Source organism: Pseudomonas sp. S4_EA_1b (assembly GCF_016307435.1).
Classification (GTDB): Bacteria; Pseudomonadota; Gammaproteobacteria; order Pseudomonadales; family Pseudomonadaceae; genus Aquipseudomonas; species Aquipseudomonas rhodesiae.
In genome coordinates this window covers 33733-50802 of sequence record NZ_JAEILC010000014.1, presented here as the reverse complement: position 1 = coordinate 50802, position 17070 = coordinate 33733, and the positions used below count along the sequence as shown (strand labels likewise).

Annotated in this window: 15 protein-coding genes; 8 read left to right on the top strand and 7 right to left on the bottom strand. The window is 59.7% G+C overall.

Features of this window, described 5'->3' with window-relative positions:
• Positions 1 to 74: 74 nt before the first annotated feature.
• The gene (locus YA0848_RS05165; protein WP_034095455.1) at positions 75 to 2525 is read right to left on the bottom strand and encodes a glycogen/starch/alpha-glucan phosphorylase; all 2451 of its coding nucleotides are present in this window, start codon (positions 2523 to 2525) and stop codon (positions 75 to 77) included.
• Between the two features lie 236 nt (positions 2526 to 2761).
• On the opposite strand from YA0848_RS05165, the gene YA0848_RS05160 reads away from it, so the two are divergent.
• Positions 2762 to 3196, top strand: a complete 435-nt coding sequence (locus YA0848_RS05160; protein WP_034095454.1) for a YkgJ family cysteine cluster protein — start codon at positions 2762 to 2764, stop codon at positions 3194 to 3196.
• Between the two features lie 195 nt (positions 3197 to 3391).
• Here the strand turns inward: YA0848_RS05160 and typA are convergent, their stop codons facing one another.
• Both typA and thiI read right to left on the bottom strand, forming a co-directional pair.
• On the bottom strand, positions 3392 to 5212 hold the full coding sequence (gene typA, locus YA0848_RS05155; RefSeq protein ID WP_016972267.1) for a translational GTPase TypA: 1821 nt from the start codon (positions 5210 to 5212) through the stop codon (positions 3392 to 3394).
• A gap of 139 nt (positions 5213 to 5351) precedes the next feature.
• Positions 5352 to 6806, bottom strand: coding sequence for a tRNA uracil 4-sulfurtransferase ThiI (thiI, locus tag YA0848_RS05150; RefSeq protein WP_034095453.1), 1455 nt, complete (start codon positions 6804 to 6806; stop codon positions 5352 to 5354).
• Positions 6807 to 7140: 334 nt separating this feature from the next.
• Between thiI and glnA the strand changes: the two genes are divergently transcribed.
• From glnA to ntrC, 5 genes are all read left to right on the top strand, one after another.
• The gene (gene glnA, locus YA0848_RS05145) at positions 7141 to 8547 is read left to right on the top strand and encodes a glutamate--ammonia ligase (protein ID WP_034095452.1); all 1407 of its coding nucleotides are present in this window, start codon (positions 7141 to 7143) and stop codon (positions 8545 to 8547) included.
• A 206-nt stretch (positions 8548 to 8753) separates the two neighbouring features.
• Positions 8754 to 9299, top strand: coding sequence for a chorismate mutase (locus YA0848_RS05140; protein ID WP_047881456.1), 546 nt, complete (start codon positions 8754 to 8756; stop codon positions 9297 to 9299).
• Positions 9300 to 9393: 94 nt separating this feature from the next.
• The gene (locus YA0848_RS05135) at positions 9394 to 9819 is read left to right on the top strand and encodes a cupin domain-containing protein (RefSeq protein WP_169902987.1); all 426 of its coding nucleotides are present in this window, start codon (positions 9394 to 9396) and stop codon (positions 9817 to 9819) included.
• 290 nt (positions 9820 to 10109) lie between these two features.
• Positions 10110 to 11195, top strand: coding sequence for a nitrogen regulation protein NR(II) (glnL, locus tag YA0848_RS05130; protein ID WP_034095449.1), 1086 nt, complete (start codon positions 10110 to 10112; stop codon positions 11193 to 11195).
• Positions 11192 to 12628, top strand: a complete 1437-nt coding sequence (gene ntrC, locus YA0848_RS05125; RefSeq protein ID WP_034095448.1) for a nitrogen regulation protein NR(I) — start codon at positions 11192 to 11194, stop codon at positions 12626 to 12628. The genes glnL and ntrC overlap by 4 nt, the downstream gene beginning before the upstream one ends.
• A 444-nt stretch (positions 12629 to 13072) precedes the next feature.
• Here the strand turns inward: ntrC and YA0848_RS05120 are convergent, their stop codons facing one another.
• Positions 13073 to 13513 (bottom strand): hypothetical protein, encoded by a 441-nt coding sequence (locus YA0848_RS05120; protein ID WP_034095447.1) that lies wholly within the window; start codon positions 13511 to 13513, stop codon positions 13073 to 13075.
• Between YA0848_RS05120 and YA0848_RS05115 the strand changes: the two genes are divergently transcribed.
• Positions 13512 to 13967 carry a tRNA (cytidine(34)-2'-O)-methyltransferase gene (locus YA0848_RS05115; protein ID WP_034095446.1) on the top strand — a complete coding sequence of 152 codons (456 nt, stop codon included), beginning with the start codon at positions 13512 to 13514 and terminating at the stop codon, positions 13965 to 13967. The two genes, YA0848_RS05120 and YA0848_RS05115, sit on opposite strands and share 2 nt — an antisense overlap.
• A 126-nt stretch (positions 13968 to 14093) precedes the next feature.
• On the opposite strand, the gene secB is transcribed toward YA0848_RS05115, so the two are convergent.
• The 3 genes from secB to YA0848_RS05100 are packed head-to-tail and all read right to left on the bottom strand — an operon-like array spanning position 14094 to position 15285.
• Complete coding sequence (gene secB, locus YA0848_RS05110; protein ID WP_014716520.1) at positions 14094 to 14573, bottom strand: protein-export chaperone SecB; 480 nt, start codon at positions 14571 to 14573, stop codon at positions 14094 to 14096.
• Between the two features lie 42 nt (positions 14574 to 14615).
• The gene (grxC, locus tag YA0848_RS05105; RefSeq protein WP_034095445.1) at positions 14616 to 14870 is read right to left on the bottom strand and encodes a glutaredoxin 3; all 255 of its coding nucleotides are present in this window, start codon (positions 14868 to 14870) and stop codon (positions 14616 to 14618) included.
• A gap of 1 nt (position 14871) precedes the next feature.
• Positions 14872 to 15285: a rhodanese-like domain-containing protein gene (locus tag YA0848_RS05100; protein ID WP_034095444.1), complete on the bottom strand. Its 414-nt coding sequence runs from the start codon at positions 15283 to 15285 to the stop codon at positions 14872 to 14874.
• 151 nt (positions 15286 to 15436) lie between these two features.
• Between YA0848_RS05100 and gpmI the strand changes: the two genes are divergently transcribed.
• Complete coding sequence (gene gpmI, locus YA0848_RS05095; protein ID WP_034136536.1) at positions 15437 to 16963, top strand: 2,3-bisphosphoglycerate-independent phosphoglycerate mutase; 1527 nt, start codon at positions 15437 to 15439, stop codon at positions 16961 to 16963.
• The last annotated feature ends 107 nt before the right edge of the window (positions 16964 to 17070 follow it).

Here is a 17070-nt window from a genome sequence, read left to right as displayed (position 1 = left end):
CCAGTCCACATATCTGCAAACTGACACCCTGCCATCGGGGGTAAGCCCCCTTCCACACTTTCAAACTGCGCTGTTTAGTCGAGTGCTTTCCAGATCTCGGTGGCGTATTCGCGGATGGTCCGGTCCGACGAGAACCACCCCATTCGTGCGGTATTGAGCACCGCCGAACGCCACCACGCCTTGGAATCGTGCCAATGCGCTTCGACCCGGGCCTGGGCCTCCCAATAAGAATCGAAGTCGGCGCACACCAGGAAGCGGTCGTAATCGATCAGCCCGTCGATCAAGCCCACATAGCGGCCCGGATCGTCAGGCGAGAACACCCCGCCCCGGATCGCTTGCAGCACATCGTTGAGGCGATGGGACGCGGCGATGTCCGGCCCGGCGTGGAATTCACCGGCGTGTTTGCGCGCTTCCACCTGCTGAGCGCTGAGGCCGAAGATAAACATGTGGTCGGCGCCCACGCGCTCGTGCATTTCCACGTTGGCGCCGTCCATGGTGCCGATGGTCAACGCGCCGTTGAGACCGAACTTCATGTTGCTGGTGCCCGAGGCTTCGAAGCCTGCCGTGGAGATCTGCTCCGACAAATCCGCCGCCGGGATGATGCTCTCGGCCAGGCTGACGTTGTAGTTGGGCAAAAACACCACTTTGAGCAGGCCGCGCACGGTCGGGTCGTTGTTGACGGTGCGGGCGATGTCGTTGGTCAACTTGATGATCAACTTGGCCTGGTGATAACTCGCCGCAGCCTTGCCGGCGAAGATCTTCACGCGCGGCACCCAGTCGGTTTCCGGCTCGGCACGGATCGCCTGGTACAGCGCCACGGTGTGCAGCAGGTTAAGCAACTGGCGTTTGTATTCGTGGATGCGCTTGACCTGCACGTCGAACATCGCCGCCGGGTTTACCGAAATGCCCAGGCGCTCGTGGATGATCTCGGCCAGGGCACGCTTGCTGTGCAGACGCTGCTCGGCGAAGGATTTGCGGAACGCCTGTTTCTCGGCGAAGGTTTCCAGCTCGCCCAGGCGCGTCTCCATGTTGTCGAGGATGTCAGGACCCAAAGCGTCCACCAGCATCTGGGTGAGCTGGGGGTTGGCCTGATACAGCCAGCGGCGGAAGGTGATGCCGTTGGTTTTATTGTTGATACGTTCCGGGTACAGCTTGTGCAGTTCGGAGAACACCGTGCTGCGCATCAGTTGGGTGTGCAGGCCGGACACGCCGTTGACGCTATGGGACCCGAGGAACGCCAGGTTGCCCATGCGCACGCGGCGGCCGTTGTCTTCTTCGATCAGCGACACGGCGCGCAACACGTCGAAATCGTGGATGCCCTTGGCGCGCAGCGAGTCGATATGCTGGGCGTTGATCAGGTAGATGATCTGCATATGCCGGGGCAGCATGCGTTCCATCAAGCCTACAGGCCAGGTTTCCAGGGCCTCGGGCAGCAATGTGTGGTTGGTGTAGGACAGGGTTTCGACGGTCACGTCCCACGCGGCTTCCCACGGAATATCGTGCAGGTCGACCAATTGACGCATCAACTCCGCCACGGCGATGGACGGGTGGGTGTCGTTGAGCTGGATGGCGGCGTGTTCGCCCAGGCTCAAGACCGAACCGTGCATGTTCTTGTGGCGACGCAGCAGGTCTTGCAGCGAGGCCGAAACAAAGAAGTATTCCTGACGCAGGCGCAGTTCCTGCCCCGCTTCCGTGCTGTCGGCCGGGTACAGCACGCGAGAGATACTCTCGGCACGGGCCACTTCGGCCACCGCACCCAAGTGGTCACCGGCGTTGAAGCGCTCCAGGTGCAAGTCTTCCACCGCGCGGGCACGCCACAGGCGCAGGGTGTTGACGCTGGCGCCGCGCCAGCCGACCACCGGCGTGTCATAGGCCACGGCGCGTACGGTTTCGTTGGGCGACCAGACCTGGATCATCTTGCCGGAGGCATCCGCCAATGTTTCGACGCTACCGCCAAAACCGATCGGGTAAATCACTTCGGCCCGTTCGAATTCCCAGGGGTTGCCGAAATCCAGCCAGCGTTCGGTCTGCTCTTGCTGCCAGCCGTCGACAACGGCCTGGCGGAACAGGCCGTGTTCATAGCGGATGCCATAACCGTGGCCGGCAATGCCCAAGGTCGACATGCTTTCCATAAAACACGCCGCCAGACGGCCCAGGCCCCCGTTGCCGAGGGCCGCGTCGGGCTCCAGCAGGCGAATTCGCTCCAGGTCGACGCCCAGCTCGGCCAGCGCATCGCGGGCGATTTCCAGCACGCCCAGGTTGCTCAGGCTGTCGTAGAGCAGGCGGCCGATAAGGAATTCAAGGGAGAGGTAGTACACCCGCTTCTGGCCTTTACGGTAGATGCGTCGGGTGTGATCCATCCAGTGGTCGACCATTTGGTCGCGGGCGGCCAGAGCAATGGCTTCGAACCAGTCGTGGTCGAAGGCATGATCGGGGTCCTTGCCCACCGCATAGGTGAGTTTGGTCAAGACAGCATCGCGAAACGCGGCTACCTCTGCTTCTCGTGCAAGCGGTTCCTGAGACATCGGTGTGACCTCGGGCGAGATTGAAGGAGTTGCTAGAGCCTAGTCGGTCTGACAGACGGCAGAGGCTCTGGTTCGGCAGTTTTTTAACTCATTCACCGTTGCCGGAATTAGATGCAGGGGCCGTGCCCGATCCTGCGCCGCGCCGCCTTTTAGCTGAAAACCGCAAAATATTGTTCAAAAAAGCACCAATCCCGGTATGATCGCGCGCCCTGATACCGCCCCACCCTGGAACCCTGATGAAGCCTCAACTGATCGCCGCCGCGGAACTCGACCGTCTCGAAACCTGGCAGAAATACTCCAGCCATATGTGCGGCGGCTGCGTGTCCAGCTGCTGCACGCTGCCGGTTGAGGTGAAGATCAAGGACCTGATCCGCATTGGTATCGTCGATGAGTTCGAACGCGGCGACCCGCCGAAGAACATCGCCAAGCGGTTGCAGAAGGAAGGCATCGTCGAGCGCTACAACAACAAGTCCGAGATTTTTACCCTGCAGCGCATGAGCAATAACGACTGCCTGTACCTGGATCGTAAAACCCGCTTCTGCACTATTTATGACAAACGCCCGGACACTTGCCGCAACCACCCGAAGATCGGGCCGCGGCCGGGGTATTGCGCGTATAAGCCCAAGGAAGTGGTGCGCGAGACTAACTTCAAGACCCTCGATAAGTTCTGATCGGGGTTTTGTGGGGGGCTTGAGGGCCCTATCGGGGGCAAGCCCCCCCTCCCACATTTTGATCTGTGAACACATTCAAAGGTGGGAGGGGGCTTGCCCCCGATGAGGCCAGAACAGCCACCCCAAAATCTGCAGGCATAAAAAAACGCCCCCGGCCTTTCGACCGGGGGCGTTTTTCATTCAGCCTGAGTTAACTCAGTTCTTGGCTTTCTTGGCAGCGCGGGTACGCTCGCCTTCGTCCAGGATCTTCTTACGCAGGCGGATCGACTTCGGCGTGACTTCGCACAGTTCGTCGTCCTGGATGAATTCCAGGGCCTGTTCCAGGGTGAAGCGAACAGGTGGAACCAGGGCGATGGTTTCGTCTTTACCCGAAGCACGCATGTTGTCGAGCTTCTTACCTTTGGTTGGGTTGACGCCCATGTCGTTGTCACGGCTGTTCAGACCAACGATCTGACCGTTGTAGATCTCTTGACCGTGTTCAACGAACAGCTTGCCGCGTGCCTGGAGGGTTTCCAGGGAGTAGGTCAGCGCCTTGCCGGTTTCAACCGAAACCAGAACACCGTTCTGACGGCCGGACATGTCGCCGGACTTCATGGTGTCGTAGCGATCGAAGATCGAGGTCAGGATGCCAGCACCGTTGGTCAGGGTCAGGAACTGGTTACGGAAACCGATCAGACCGCGAGCAGGGATGTTGTACTCCAGACGAACACGGCCTTTGCCATCCGGCACCATGTTGGTCAGGTCGCCCTTACGCAGGCCCATCTCTTCCATGACCTTGCCCTGGGATTCTTCAGGGGTGTCGATGGTGACGTTTTCGAACGGTTCCTGCTTCACGCCGTCAACTTGACGGATGATCACTTCCGGACGACCAACACCCATTTCGAAGCCTTCGCGACGCATGGTTTCGATCAGTACCGAGAGGTGCAGCTCACCACGGCCGGAGACCTTGAACTTGTCGGCCGAGTCGCCTTCTTCAACGCGCAGTGCAACGTTGTACAGCAGCTCTTTGTCCAGACGCTCCTTGATGTTACGGGAGGTCACGAACTTGCCTTCTTTACCGCAGAACGGCGAGTCGTTTACCTGGAAGGTCATGGAAACGGTTGGCTCGTCGACGGTCAACGGCTTCATCGCTTCTACGGTGTCCGGGTGGCACAGGGTGTCGGAGATGAACAGCGAGTCCATACCGCTGATGCACACGATGTCGCCGGCTGCAGCTTCTTCGACGTCGATGCGGTGCAGGCCGTGGTGACCCATCAGCTTCAGGATACGACCGTTGCGCTTCTTGCCGTCGGCGCCGATAGCCACAACCGGGGTATTCGGCTTGACGCGACCACGAGCGATACGGCCAACGCCGATAACACCCAGGAAGCTGTTGTAGTCCAGTGCGGAGATCTGCATCTGGAACGCGCCGTCACGGTCAACAGCCGGTGCTGGTACGTTGTCGACGATCGACTGGTACAGCGGGGTCATGTCTTCGGCCATGTCGTTGTGGTCCAGACCGGCAATGCCGTTCAGGGCCGAGGCGTAGACGACTTTGAAGTCCAGCTGTTCTTCGGTGGCACCCAGGTTGTCGAACAGGTCGAAGATCTGGTCCAGAACCCAGTCCGGACGCGCGCCTGGACGGTCAACCTTGTTGATGCACACGATCGGACGCAGGCCGGCTTCGAACGCCTTCTTGGTCACGAAACGGGTTTGCGGCATAGGGCCGTCTTGAGCGTCAACCAGCAGCAGCACGGAGTCGACCATCGACATTACGCGTTCTACTTCGCCGCCGAAGTCGGCGTGGCCCGGGGTGTCCACGATGTTGATGTGGTAGCCGTTCCAGTTGATGGCGGTGTTTTTCGCCAGGATGGTAATACCGCGCTCTTTTTCCTGGTCGTTGGAGTCCATCACGCGCTCGTCGTTGAGCTCGTTGCGCTCCAGGGTGCCGGATTGACGCAGGAGTTTGTCTACCAGGGTGGTCTTACCATGGTCAACGTGAGCAATGATGGCGATGTTACGTAGATTTTCGATCACTTGTGTATCTCGATCAGAGGATTCGGTGTGCTGTCAGGTCGTGGCAGCGATTAACAGTAGAGTCAGGCCTTGCCGTTACAGCTTGACGGCAGAGTCGGGGGGCCGGTGACGCAGGCCACAGGCAAACAGCCCCGGGCTCTTAGCTCGGTCGATAAACGCGCACATTGGCATGCCCCTCACTGAGCAAATGGTGAGCATGCAGGCGACTCATGACGCCTTTGTCGCAATACAACAGGTACTGACGGCTGTTATCCAGTTCCTTGAAACGCGCGTTCAATGCATAGAACGGCAGCGTTTGTACGTCGATGCCAGGAATCTCCAGCGGCTCGTCCTCGGCGGCATCCGGGTGACGGATGTCGATGACGATCTGGCCGGCCAGGGCTTCGCTGACTTCTTCGATCTGCACATCCTGGCCCAACTCGTCGATCACGCGATCGATCGGGACCAGTTTGGCGTTCTCGAGCGCACGCTCCAGAATCGCCATGTCGAATTCTTTCTCTTCATGCTCCACGCGGTGACGCTTGGCGTGGGTCTTGGGGTTCACCGAAATGACCCCGCAGTACTCCGGCATATGTTTGGCAAAGTCGGCGGTGCCGATTTGCTCTGCCAGGTCGATGATGTCCTGCTTGTGACTGGCGATCAGCGGACGCAACACCAGCTTCTCGGTGACGCAGTCGATGATCGACAGGTTGGGCAGCGTCTGGCTGGACACCTGGGAAATCGCTTCACCGGTCACCAGCGCGTCGATCTGCAATTGATCGGCAATTCGGGACGCAGCGCGCAACATCATACGCTTCAATACTACGCCCATATGACTGTTATCGACTTTGCCGAGAATTTCTCCCAGCACTTCCTCGAACGGCACGCTCACAAATAGCACACGCTGGGAGCTGCCGTATTTCTTCCAGATATAGTGCGCGACTTCCATCACGCCCAATTCATGTGCACGCCCGCCCAGGTTGAAGAAGCAGAAGTGGCTCATCAGGCCGCGGCGCATGATCTGGTAGGCCGCCACCGTGGAATCGAAACCGCCGGACATCAATACCAGGGTCTGTTCCAGGGCGCCCAGCGGGTAGCCGCCGATGCTGTTGTGCTGGCTGTGGATCACAAACAACCGTTGGTCGCGAATTTCCATGCGCACTTCAATTTGCGGCGCTTTCAGGGAGATTCCGGCGGCGCCGCACTCGCGACGCAGCTTGCTGCCGACGTATTTTTCGACGTCCATCGAGCTGAAGGGATGCTTGCCGGCACGCTTGCAGCGCACGGAAAAAATCTTGCCTTCCAGCGAGCTGCCGTAGTGCCGTTTGCACTTCTCGGTGATGTCGTCGAAGTCGCCGAGCGGGTATTCGTCCACCTGCAGAAAATGCGCGATGCCCGGCATGCAGCTCAGGCGTTCGGTCATATCCTTCAAGGCTTTGGGGTCGGTAACACGGGTTTCCAGTTCGAGGTTGTCCCACACGCCGTTCACCACCACAGCCGGGTCCAGATCGCGGAGCACGGCACGGATGTTCTTGGCCAACTGACGGATGAAACGCGTCCGTACCGGTCGGCTTTTGATGGTGATCTCGGGGAAGACTTTAACGATTAATTTCATGGAAACAGCGCGCGCAGGGCCTGCCGAAAAAGGGGGGCGCGGATTATAGCGGAAATCGCTCAAGGTTTAACCAGTTAATATGCACTTCAACCGCCACGCACTAAAGCAGTGCGTTTAACGCGAGCCGCGCCACATTGCGGTGCGCTGTTTTTGCAGTTTTGTCGCAATGCACCTTTATAGGGGCGTTTTTGGAACAGAAAACCCATGTTGGCGCACTGGCATGCAATTTGCTCTCTTGTGAGGCAGGTTGCCATGGCGGAGTATCCGCGCCGGCATCACCCACATTCTAAGGGCTAACTCCACTACCCCAGCCCGAAGCCACCCGGAGGACACTATGTCGAAGTCGGTTCAACTCATCAAAGATCATGACGTTAAATGGATTGATCTGCGCTTCACGGACACCAAAGGCACTCAGCACCACGTGACCATGCCGGCTCGCGACGCGCTGGATGAAGCTTTCTTCGAAGAAGGCAAAATGTTCGACGGTTCCTCCATCGCTGGCTGGAAAGGCATCGAAGCCTCCGACATGATCCTGATGCCGGACGACAGCACTGCCGTGCTGGACCCATTCACCGAAGAGCCGACCCTGATCCTGGTATGCGACGTAATCGAGCCTTCGACCATGCAAGGCTACGACCGCGACCCACGTGCGATCGCCAAGCGTGCCGAGGAATACCTCAAGTCCACCGGTATCGGTGACACCGTATTCGTAGGCCCGGAGCCAGAGTTCTTCATCTTCGACGAAGTGAAGTTCAAATCCGACATCTCCGGCTCCATGTTCAAAATCTACTCCGAACAAGGTTCGTGGATGTCCGACCAGGACGTGGAAGGCGGCAACCATGGCCACCGTCCAGGTATCAAAGGTGGCTACTTCCCAGTTCCGCCATTCGACCACGACCACGAAATCCGTACCGCCATGTGCAACGCCATGGAAGACATGGGCCTGGTCATCGAAGTGCACCACCACGAAGTGGCCACTGCCGGCCAGAACGAAATCGGTGTGAAGTTCAACACCCTGGTGGCCAAGGCTGACGAAGTTCAGACCCTGAAATACTGCGTGCACAACACTGCCGTAGCTTACGGCCGTACCGCTACCTTCATGCCTAAGCCTCTGTACGGCGATAACGGTTCGGGTATGCACGTTCACCTGTCCATCGCCAAAGATGGCAAGAACACCTTCGCTGGCGAAGGTTATGCCGGCCTGTCCGACACCGCCCTGTACTTCATCGGCGGCATCATCAAGCACGGTAAGGCCCTGAACGGCTTCACCAACCCATCGACCAACTCCTACAAGCGTCTGGTCCCAGGTTTCGAAGCACCTGTAATGCTAGCCTACTCGGCTCGCAACCGTTCGGCTTCGATCCGTATTCCTTACGTGTCCAGCCCTCGCGCTCGCCGTATCGAAGCTCGCTTCCCGGATCCGGCAGCCAACCCATACCTGGGCTTTGCCGCCCTGCTGATGGCTGGCCTGGACGGCATCCAGAACAAGATCCACCCTGGCGACGCCGCCGACAAAAACTTGTACGACCTGCCGCCTGAAGAGGCCAAAGAGATCCCACAAGTGTGCGGCAGCCTGAAAGAAGCCCTGGAAGAGCTGGACAAGGGCCGTGCGTTCCTGACCAAAGGCGGCGTGTTCAGCGACGACTTTATCGATGCCTACATCGCCCTGAAAAGCGAAGAAGAAATCAAAGTACGCACCTTCGTACACCCACTGGAATACGAGCTGTACTACAGCTGCTGATCCGGTTGCGCTGCTTGACGTAGCGCGATGAAAAAGGCCTCCTTCGGGAGGTCTTTTTTTTGCCCGGACATTACATAGCTCCGTATCTGCAAACCCAATCAAAAAGGTGGGAGGGAGCTGGCTCCCGATAGCGGTGGATCAGCTGATACTGGTGCTGGCTGACACTCTGCCATCGGGTGTAGCCCCCTCCCACAAGGAGAACAGCCTTGAAACGTCGACTTGTGTTCGCTTTGTTATTGGCCAGCGCCAGCGCCAGCGCTGCGCCGCCCAGCCTGGAACCTTTACTCAACAGCATCACCGAACGCCTGGCCATCGCCGACCAGGTCGCGCTGAGCAAATGGGACAGCAAAAAGCCGGTAGAAGATAAACAGCGCGAACAGGAAGTGCTCGCCAGCGTCGCCGCCCAGGCGCCCAACTACAAACTCGACCCCGCTGTTGCCGAGCAGTTTTTCGCCGCGCAGATCGAGGCCAACAAACTCGTGCAATACACGCGCTTGTCCGACTGGCAGTTCATGGGCAAGGCCCCGGATCTGCCACGCCCGGACTTGGTGGGTAAAATCCGCCCGCAGTTGGATCAGTTGCAAAAACGCCTCTTGCAGCAATTAGCCGACTTCGCCCCACAGCGCAACAACCCGCAATGCCCTCAATGGGTGGCCAGGGCGATTCACGAGCCACTGCACGAGCCCTTGATGCAGATAGCAAGAGCCCGCGCCACTGGCGAGCTATGCCTCCAGGCGCCTGCCAGCAAATAAATACGTGGACTACCTCATCCTAGGCAGTTTCCGGCATCTTCCGATTGGGGGCTCACCCTAGCCTGGCGGGTCATTGACCACACAGGATGGCCCCATGAAATCCTTCAACGGCTTGATCGCTGCAGCCGCGTGCTTGTCCGCGCTCGGCTGCACCACCCCACAACCGAATACGGCCCCCATCAAAACCGAGTTACTGCTGCAAAGCAACGAGTCATGGGACGGCACGCCTTACAAGGCTTACTCTTCGGGCGCTCCACAGTTGACCCTGATACGCCTCAATATCCCGGCCAATACCCAATTGCCGTGGCACACCCATCCCATACCCAACGCGGCGTATATCCTTTCCGGCGAATTGCAGGTCGAAGCCCGTGAGAGCGGTGCCACCCGCACATTGCGCCAAGGCGATACGCTGGCCGAAATGGTGGGCATCGAGCATCGCGGCAGTACGGGCGACACGCCGGTCGAACTGCTGGTGTTCTATGCCGGTAGCCCCGGTATACCGCTTTCGCAAACCCACTGACCGCCTTATGCATCGCAGGATCGTTTGCCCCAAACGATCCTGCCTTCACGCTTGCTGAACAAACGTCATCAATTCGCACTATATTGGTGCGACAAGTTGCACCCTACCCAATCCGAAAACCCATTTTGGTTCGAAACTTCACGATAAAGCTGGCAGAACGCCACAGTTTCGCGCCAAAAACCCTTATTTCAGGGCCTGCGCGCTTCTTTTCGGAGCCTTGGTTTGGTTTTTGCATTTTCTTGGTATCAGCGTGTGCCTCAAGCCCGCGCCTTGCTCCAAAAGAGGTCCTGATGACCATCAGCGATGCACTGCACCGTTTGCTACTCGACAACCTGACCACCGCGACCATCCTGCTCAATGACGATCTACGTCTTGAGTACATGAACCCGGCGGCGGAAATGCTCCTGGCCATCAGCGGCCAGCGCAGCCATGGGCAGTTCATCAGCGAATTGTTCACCGAGTCGGCCGAGGCCTTGAGTTCGTTGCGCCAGGCGGTTGAACAGGCGCACCCCTTCACCAAGCGCGAAGCGATGCTCACCGCCCTTACCGGCCAGACCCTCACCGTCGACTACGCCGTAACCCCGATCCTGAGCAACGGCGCCACGCTGCTGCTGCTTGAAGTACACCCCCGCGATCGCCTGCTGCGCATTACCAAAGAGGAAGCGCAGCTGTCCAAGCAGGAAACCAGCAAGATGCTGGTGCGCGGCTTGGCCCATGAGATCAAGAACCCACTCGGCGGAATCCGTGGCGCGGCGCAGTTACTGGCCCGCGAGCTGCCGGACGAGAACCTCAAGGACTACACCAACGTCATCATCGAAGAAGCCGACCGCCTGCGTAATCTGGTGGATCGCATGCTCGGCTCCAACAAGTTGCCGTCGCTGGCGCTGACCAACGTGCACGAAGTGCTGGAGCGCGTCTGCCAACTGGTCGAAGCCGAAAGCCAGGGCTGCATCACCTTGGTGCGCGACTACGACCCAAGCATCCCCGACGTGTTGATCGACCGCGAGCAGATGATCCAGGCAGTGCTCAATATTGTGCGCAACGCCATGCAGGCCATCAGCAGTCAGAACGAACTGCGCCTGGGCCGCATCTGCCTGCGTACCCGCGCCCTGCGTCAGTTCACTATTGGCCACGTGCGCCATCGCCTGGTGACCAAGGTCGAGATCATCGACAACGGCCCGGGCATTCCTGCGGAACTGCAGGAAACCATTTTCTTTCCCATGGTCAGCGGCCGCCCGGACGGTACCGGGCTGGGCCTGTCCATCACCCAGAACATCATCAGCCAGCACCAGGGCCTGATCGAATGTGAGAGCCATCCCGGCCACACCACGTTCTCGATCTTTCTGCCACTGGAACAAGGAGCCCCATCGACATGAGCCGTAGTGAAACTGTGTGGATCGTCGATGACGACCGTTCTATCCGCTGGGTCCTGGAGAAAGCCTTGCAACAGGAAGGCATGACCACCCAGAGCTTCGACAGCGCCGACGGCGTGATGAGCCGCCTGGCGCGCCAGCAGCCCGACGTGATCATCTCCGATATCCGCATGCCCGGCGCCAGCGGCCTGGACCTGCTGGCGCGGATTCGCGAGCAGCACCCGCGTCTGCCGGTGATCATCATGACTGCCCACTCCGACCTGGACAGCGCCGTGGCGTCTTATCAGGGCGGCGCGTTTGAATACCTGCCCAAGCCTTTCGATGTGGACGAGGCCGTGGCGCTGGTCAAGCGCGCCAACCAGCACGCCCAGGAACAGCAGAACCAGGAAGCGCCGCCGACACTGACGCGCACCCCGGAAATCATCGGCGAAGCGCCGGCGATGCAAGAAGTGTTTCGCGCTATCGGGCGCTTGAGTCATTCCAACATCACCGTGTTGATCAACGGCGAATCGGGTACCGGTAAAGAGCTGGTGGCTCACGCCCTGCATCGTCACAGCCCACGGGCGGCCTCGCCGTTTATCGCCTTGAACATGGCGGCAATCCCCAAGGATTTGATGGAGTCGGAACTGTTCGGCCACGAAAAAGGCGCCTTCACCGGCGCGGCCAACCTGCGTCGCGGTCGCTTCGAACAGGCCGACGGCGGCACCCTGTTCCTCGACGAGATCGGCGACATGCCGGCCGACACCCAGACCCGCTTACTGCGCGTGCTGGCCGATGGGGAGTTCTACCGTGTTGGCGGGCACACCCCGGTGAAGGTCGATGTGCGAATCATCGCCGCCACCCACCAGAACCTGGAAACCCTGGTGCACGCGGGCAAATTCCGTGAGGACTTGTTCCACCGCCTCAATGTGATCCGCATCCATATCCCACGCATGTCGGATCGTCGCGAAGACATCCCGACCCTCGCCCGTCACTTCCTCAGCCGCGCCGCCCAGGAACTGGCCGTCGAGCCGAAGCTGCTCAAGAGCGAGACCGAGGAATACCTGAAAAACCTGCCATGGCCCGGCAACGTGCGCCAATTGGAGAACACCTGCCGTTGGATCACGGTGATGGCGTCCGGGCGCGAAGTGCACATCAGCGACTTGCCCCCGGAGCTGCTGAGCCTGCCGCAGGACTCCGCGCCGGTGACCAACTGGGAACAGGCCCTGCGCCAATGGGCCGACCAGGCCCTGGCACGCGGCCAGTCGAACCTGCTGGACAGCGCCGTGCCGGCCTTCGAACGGATCATGATCGAAACCGCCCTCAAGCACACCGCCGGTCGCCGCCGCGATGCCGCTGTATTGCTGGGTTGGGGGCGCAATACCTTGACGCGCAAGATCAAGGAACTGGGCATGAAGGTTGATGGTGGGGACGATGACGAGGGCGACGACGCCTGATCTCCAATCTACCGAGGTCTAATGTGGAGGGGGCTTGCCCCCGATAGCAGTAGGTCAGTCACAACCTCTGTGCCTGATACACCGCCATCGGGGGCAAGCCCCCTGCCACATTTTGACCGTCACAGAGCTTCAGGGTCGTGCACCGATTCAATGCACCATGAACCGGCATCGGGCACCGACACGAGCGCCTGAACACCACCGCCGCTAAACACCGCTGCTGAGCTTAAACCGCCAAAGCCCTGAATTCCGGGGCTTTGCGCTTTTCGGCATGATTTTTTGGGGAAAATTGCAAACTCTGGCACGCGCCCTGCAATAACCCTGGTACTACCCAGTTTCGGGGACCTTGGTACAGGCAGGCCGAGAATCCCCTCTTTAACGCCGAAGCCTTTACGGCTTCACCCTGTTTTGGGAGCCCTGGTACAGGCAGGCCGGGAACTCCCTCTTTTATTGCCCTTGGAGATGGATCTCCAGCCGCCAGCGGCCGTCGACCTCAGCGCCTTTCCACTCTCCGCGCAACGGCCGCGCCGCCACCAGGTTCAGCAGCAAGCCACCATCGGTCTTGCGAATGCGCCAATTCACGTCCTTATCGTTGACCTTGAGCTGCCCACTGGCAGCCTTGCCCTGGGCGTCGAATAACAGCGCCACGGTGCCGTCGATATGTTCGCCGTGCAGTTGGGGCTCACTGTTGAACCACACCACCACGCCGTCCGGCGCCGTTTCGACCTGCTGCAACTCAACCGGGTCGGGAATGGTCAGGCGGCCGATCATCAGGCCCACCATCAAGCCGACAATCGCCAATGACCCCATAACCCTCGGCAATAGCTTCGGCCTTGGATCCTCTTCGGGGGTAGAATGCAGCGCATCTTTGCCTTCGGAGCCGTGCATGTTTCACGTCATCCTTTTTCAACCAGAAATTCCGCCGAATACCGGCAACGTTATCAGGCTGTGCGCCAACAGTGGCTGCCACCTGCATTTGATCGAGCCCCTGGGCTTTGACATGGACGACAAGCGTCTGCGTCGCGCGGGACTGGACTACCACGAGTACGCCACCCTCAAGCGCCATGCCGATTTGGCCAGTTGCCTGGAAAGCCTCGGCCATCCACGGCTGTTCGCGTTTACCACCAAAGGCTCGCGCCCATTTCATGATGCCAGTTTTGCCGAAGGCGACGCGTTTCTGTTCGGTCCGGAAAGCCGTGGCTTGCCCGCCGACGTGCTCGACGCCCTGCCCGACGGCCATCGCCTGCGCCTGCCGATGCGCGAGGGCTGCCGCAGCCTGAACCTGTCCAATACCGTCGCCGTGGCGGTCTATGAAGGCTGGCGCCAACTCGGTTTCAAGTAATACACAAAACAAATGTGGGAGGGGGCTTGCCCCCCGATGGCGAAGTGTCAGTCAACTTATGTGTGACTGATCCACCGCAATCGGGGGCAAGCCCCCTCCCACATTGGGTGCTGCGTCGGTTACAGATTACTGAACCGTCGGCGCGCCTTCCTGCTGCATGCGCTGCAGCTCTTGCGCGTACAGGGCATCGAAGTTCACCGGCGCCAGCATCAATGCGGGGAACGAACCACGGGTCACCAGGCTGTCCAGGGTCTCGCGAGCGTACGGGAACAGGATGTTCGGGCAGAACGCACCCAACGTGTGGCTCATGGAAGCTTCGTCCAGGCCTTGGATCAGGAAGATACCGGCCTGTTGCACTTCAGCGATAAAAGCCACTTCTTCGCCGTTCTTGACGGTAACCGACAGGGTCAGCACCACTTCGTGGAAGTCGCCTTCCAGGGCTTTCTGACGGGTGTTCAGGTCCAGGGCAACGCTTGGTGTCCACTCCTGACGGAAGATGGCCGGGCTTTTCGGCGCTTCGAAGGACAGGTCACGCACATAGATCCGTTGCAGCGAGAATTGCGGGCCTTGGGCTTCTGCTGCTTCGGTGTTCTGTTGATCAGTCATCGCAGATCCTTCTCTATCTTGGGGTCTTTAAGGGTTTGGGAGTCAGGCGGCCAGCAGCGCATCGAGTTTACCGGCGCGCTCCAAAGCAAACAGGTCATCGCAACCACCGACGTGCTGGGTGCCGATCCAGATCTGCGGCACGGACGTACGCCCCGCTTTCTGGGCCATTTCGGCACGCACCTGGGGCTTACCGTCGACCTTGATCTCTTCGAACGCAACGCCCTTCTTCTCAAGCAGGGCCTTGGCCCGCATGCAGTACGGGCACCAATCGCTGGAATATACGACGACCTGGCTCATATCACTTCACCAGCGGCAGGTTATCGGCGCGCCAGCTGCTGATGCCACCGGAGAGCTTGGCGGCGGTGAAGCCGCTCTTGAGCATCTCGCGGGCATGGGTACCGGCGTGCTGGCCCTGGGCGTCGACCAGGATGATGGTCTTGGCCTTGTGCTTTTCCAGCTCGGCCAGGCGGGCGATCAGCTTGTCCTGGGGGATGTTCAATGCGCCGACGATATGGCCGGTGGCGAAATCCTTGGCCGGGCGGATATCCACCACAACGGCCTCATCCTTGTTGACCAGTGCGGTCAGTTCCGACGTGCTCAGGCTGCGGCCACCACGGCTCATTTCATGAGCGATCAGCAGCGCCAGCAGAATGACAAAGGCACCCACGAGCAGATAATGGGCAGTGGCAAATGCAATCAGGTGATCAACCATCAAGGAGGTTCCAGGGCGTTAAAATGGCGGTAAGTATACACAGCCGCCAGGGGGGGCCAACCCCCGTAAAGCGGTGACGTGCTCGGAACTTCGCTTTAAACTGCCACTCCCTTTTCAATTGCCTTCCTTTATTAACGCCGCGAGAGGATCTATGACTACCACGCCTAAACCTTTGGTCCTGATAATTCTCGATGGCTTCGGACACAGTGAAAGCCACCACGACAACGCCGTATACGCGGCTAACAAGCCCGTCCTCGACCGCCTCACGGCCAGCGTACCCAACGGCCTGATTTCCGGTTCGGGCATGGACGTGGGCCTGCCGGACGGCCAGATGGGCAACTCGGAAGTCGGCCACATGAATCTCGGCGCCGGACGAGTGGTCTATCAGGACTTCACTCGCGTGACCAAAGCGATCCGCGATGGCGAGTTCTTCGAGAACCCGACCATCTGCGCGGCGGTGGATAAAGCAGTCGCGGCCGGCAAGGCCGTGCACTTCATGGGCCTGCTGTCCGACGGCGGCGTTCACAGCCATCAGGACCATTTGGTGGCCATGGCCGAACTGGCCTTTAAGCGCGGCGCCGAAAAGATTTACCTGCACGCCTTCCTCGACGGTCGCGACACACCGCCTAAAAGCGCGCAATCGTCTATCGAACTGCTGGATGCCACCTTTACCGCGCTGGGCAAGGGCCGCATCGCCAGCCTGATCGGCCGTTACTTCGCCATGGACCGCGACAATCGCTGGGACCGCGTCTCCCAAGCCTACAACCTGATCGTCGACGGCCAGGCCGAGTTCAACGCCGCCACCGCCCAGGAAGGTCTCGAAGCCGCCTACGCCCGCGGCGAGAGCGATGAGTTCGTCAAGGCCACCACCATCGGCGAGCCGGTCAAAGTCGAAGACGGCGATGCCGTGGTGTTCATGAACTTCCGTGCCGACCGTGCCCGCGAGCTGAGCCGCGTATTCGTTGAAGACGACTTCAAGGAATTCGAACGGGCCCGCCAGCCGAAAGTGCAATACGTCGGCCTGACCCAATACGCCGCCAGCATTCCCGCCCCCGCAGCTTTCGCGCCGGGCAGCCTGGACAACGTGCTTGGCGACTACCTGGCGAAAAACGGCAAGACCCAACTGCGTATCGCTGAAACCGAGAAATACGCTCACGTGACCTTCTTCTTCTCCGGCGGTCGTGAAGAACCGTTCCCAGGCGAAGAGCGCATCCTGATTCCATCGCCGAAAGTCGCCACCTACGATCTGCAGCCGGAAATGAGCGCACCGGAAGTCACCGACAAAATCGTCGACGCCATCGACCACCAGCGTTACGACGTGATCGTGGTCAACTACGCCAACGGGGACATGGTCGGCCATAGCGGCAACCTGGAAGCCGCAACCAAGGCGGTGGAATGCCTGGATACCTGCGTCGGCCGCATCGTTGACGCCCTGGAAAAAGTCGGCGGCGAAGCGCTGATCACGGCGGACCACGGCAACTGCGAGCAGATGTCCGACGAATCCACCGGCCAGGCTCACACCGCCCACACCACCGAGCCCGTGCCGTTCATCTACGTCGGCAAGCGCGATTTCAAAGTGCGTAAAGGCGGCGTGCTGGCGGATGTGGCGCCGACCATGCTGATGCTGATGGGGTTGGAGAAGCCCAAAGAGATGACTGGCACCTCAATCCTGGTCTGATCCAAACAAACAGTGTGAGAGGGCTTTCTCCCTCCCACACTGGCTTTTAAGTGTTTGGCAGATATCTTTTTGCCATACCACCGCCACTCGGCGCCTATCTTGTCCGC